The sequence below is a fragment of the Rahnella perminowiae genome (assembly GCF_019049695.1).
In the GTDB taxonomy this organism is placed as follows: domain Bacteria; phylum Pseudomonadota; class Gammaproteobacteria; order Enterobacterales; family Enterobacteriaceae; genus Rahnella; species Rahnella perminowiae.
Map to the genome: position 1 here is coordinate 1 of NZ_JAFMOT010000086.1, position 466 is coordinate 466.

The window sequence follows — 466 nt, forward strand, 5'->3', positions numbered from 1 at the left end:
GAATCTTCCAGTAGCTTGATATAATCAAAGGTCACACGACTGGCATCGTTCTGTAAATCGCTAATCCCTGCATGAATACCCCTATCAACCCCACGTCTCACCTGTTGTTCGAAGGGCAACCCCAGGCTTTGATGAACCGTCGAGATTACCCCACGCAATACCGCCGCCTCTAACTCCTTGGCAGACTTTAAATTCTCGTCTATTAAGCTCTTGATGGTCTCAAGTTGTTTTTCAACGGTGTTTGCTAATTGGCTAATCTGTTCGGATTGGGCGGTAATAACCGCTTGCTGTTGCTTAGTCTGTTCTACCAACTGCTCAATGGTTGCCATCATCATAAACAGGCGTTCATCGTTATTCATGCTCATGGGCTGAATCCTAGGTCGTTATCGTATTTGGGTGTAGGCTTTGTTTGGCTCTTTTCTAACTGGTGTTGCCGTTCGACTTCTCGCTGTGCCTGTTTCTCTAC

The 466-nt window shown here is 46.4% G+C and carries 1 protein-coding gene; it reads right to left on the reverse strand.

The features are described 5' to 3' along the window. Positions 1-365: hypothetical protein (locus J1781_RS00415; RefSeq protein ID WP_217233023.1), on the reverse strand; the 365-nt coding region annotated here is incomplete at its 3' end. Between the last annotated feature and the right edge of the window lie 101 nt (positions 366-466).